At 41.6% G+C, this 2,171-nt stretch carries 2 protein-coding genes; both read left to right on the top strand.

The genetic code is table 11. The annotated features are described in order from the left end of the window. Window positions 1-422, top strand: a 422-nt coding sequence (locus OEL57_RS16305) for a S16 family serine protease (protein ID WP_300741948.1), incomplete at its 5' end; no start/stop codon positions are given. A gap of 174 nt (window positions 423-596) precedes the next feature. Then, window positions 597-2,171 (top strand): ATP-dependent nuclease (locus OEL57_RS16300; protein ID WP_300741946.1); only part of this gene is annotated, 1,575 nt, incomplete at its 3' end.

Below are 2,171 nucleotides of genomic sequence, written 5' to 3'. Positions count from 1 at the left end.
CTAAAGAATCTATTGACACCGCATATCGGTATTTGAAAGCCAACAGTAAAAATGTCAGTGGTACCATCAGTACTTCAACCAAAGACTATCTGATGCACCTTCAGGACTTAAACGGCATAGGTATCACAAACCAATTGTCGTTGACGGCCTTCATTGCGCTTTGTTCAGCTGCGCTACATAAACCAGTGATCAGCAGCTTGGCGGTCCTTGGAAATCTTAGCATCAGCGGAACAATTATAAAGGTTGAGGAACTAGCAAATGTGCTTCAAGTCTGCCTGGACAGTGGTGCAAAAAAAGTTCTCTTGCCTACTACTTCAGCAGCAGATATGGCTTCGGTTCCGCCGGAACTTATGGACAAGTTTAGTCTGATATTCTACCAGTCACCTGAAGATGCTGTGTTTAAAGCTTTGGGGGTGGAGTGATTACTTTATGATGATTAATTCTCACAAGCGTATCAAATTTTTAAAAATCAATAATAGAGTTTAGGTATTATATTGACGCTTTCGCTTCGAAAATTAAACTGTTATTTGCTTAATTGTTTGACCAATATATAGAACTAAAGGGGTTGCATTGCAGTTATAAAGGGAGGTTGTGCTTTGAAAATACATTCTGTTAGCATTAAAAATTATCGGTCACTCAAGGATGTAGATATCATCTTTGATTCTGTGACTACACTGATTGGTCCGAATGGCACAGGAAAATCAGCGGTGTTACGAGCCCTTGATTGGTTCTTTAATGGAGGCAAAGGGTGTGAATTGTCCAATAAAGATTGCTCCTTTGGAACCATTGATGAAAATATTGAGGTCAGAGTTACATTCTCGGATTTAACCGAAAAGGACCGCGATGCTTTAGAAAAATATGCCCCTGATGAGGCTACGACTTTTACTGCATGGAAGATACACTACCCTGATGGAACTGAAGCATTATCAGCTAATTTAAAAAGCTACCCGCCATTTGCTAAAATCCGTAGCAAGAATTCTGCAGCCGACAAGAGAGCAGAGTATAACCAACTGAGATTGGATGACCCAACGCTAGGTTTACCTACTTGGAGCAACCAAGAAGCTGCACAAGATGCAATGACAGCTTGGGAGGCTAGAAATACTGATAAATTGATTGAGTCTCCGGCTAACCTGCAAACAAATTTTTTCGGGTTTAACAGTAATGGTAAGATGAGTGGGCTCTTCGATTTTGTTCTTGTTACAGCTGATCTTCGAGCAAGTGAAGAAGCGCAGGATGCTAAGGCAAGTATTATCGGAAGAATACTTGAACGGTCGATTGATCGTACTGCAGCTGATGAAGAGATCAAAAAAATCGTTGAAGAAAGCCGTGAAGCCCAACAGAAAGTGTGTGATGAAAAATTTGGAGTTCAACTGGATTCAATAACAACACAACTTAATCGAGTTGTTTCAAGTTATTCTACTGGTCGATCAATCCAAGTTGTACCTGCCGGAGTTGAATTAAAAGCACCGAAAACCACCTTTAATGTCTCTGTACTTGATGGTGTAACGGAAACAGCAGTGGACGGTCAAGGACATGGATTTCAGCGAACCTTACTTATCTCTGCGCTACAAGTATTGGCAGAATCCGCAGCCGTAGAAACAGAAGGAGTGTTTTGTCTCGCAATTGAAGAACCAGAACTATTCCAACATCCTACTCAAGCGCAGGCTTTTGCTCGGGTACTTCGCACTTTAGCGGATGATCCCGATAAACGAGTTCAAGTAGTATATGCGACTCATAGCCCGTATTTCATAGAAGCTCGTCACTTTGATCAAATTCGTAGGTTAACTAGAAGCATAGATGTAAAGCCGATAGTGACTATCCATCGATCTACAGTTGACAATGTGAAGAAATGTTTGATGGGAATCCAGGACCCGGAGTCAATTGATAGACAACTCGATGCTCTAACAGTAGGACAACTTTCGTCTGCTTTATTTGCCTCCAGGGCTCTTGTGGTTGAAGGAACCACCGAGTCAGCTGTCTTTTATGGATTGGGTGATCGGTATGCCCCGGCTAAACTAGAGTCTGCTGGCGTTGCCGTAGTACCAGCAAGTGGCAAGAGTTCAATTCCTTTGACTCATGCTATATTGTTGTTCGCCAAATTATTTGATGGATCATTCTTCAATTTAATTGATGCTGAATATCTTAACCTTCAGGGTTGTCGTCAAATTAGC

This window comes from Trichlorobacter sp., from assembly GCF_030247655.1.
In the GTDB taxonomy this organism is placed as follows: domain Bacteria; phylum Desulfobacterota; class Desulfuromonadia; order Geobacterales; family Pseudopelobacteraceae; genus Trichlorobacter.
This window is presented reverse-complemented; position numbering and strand designations above follow the sequence as displayed.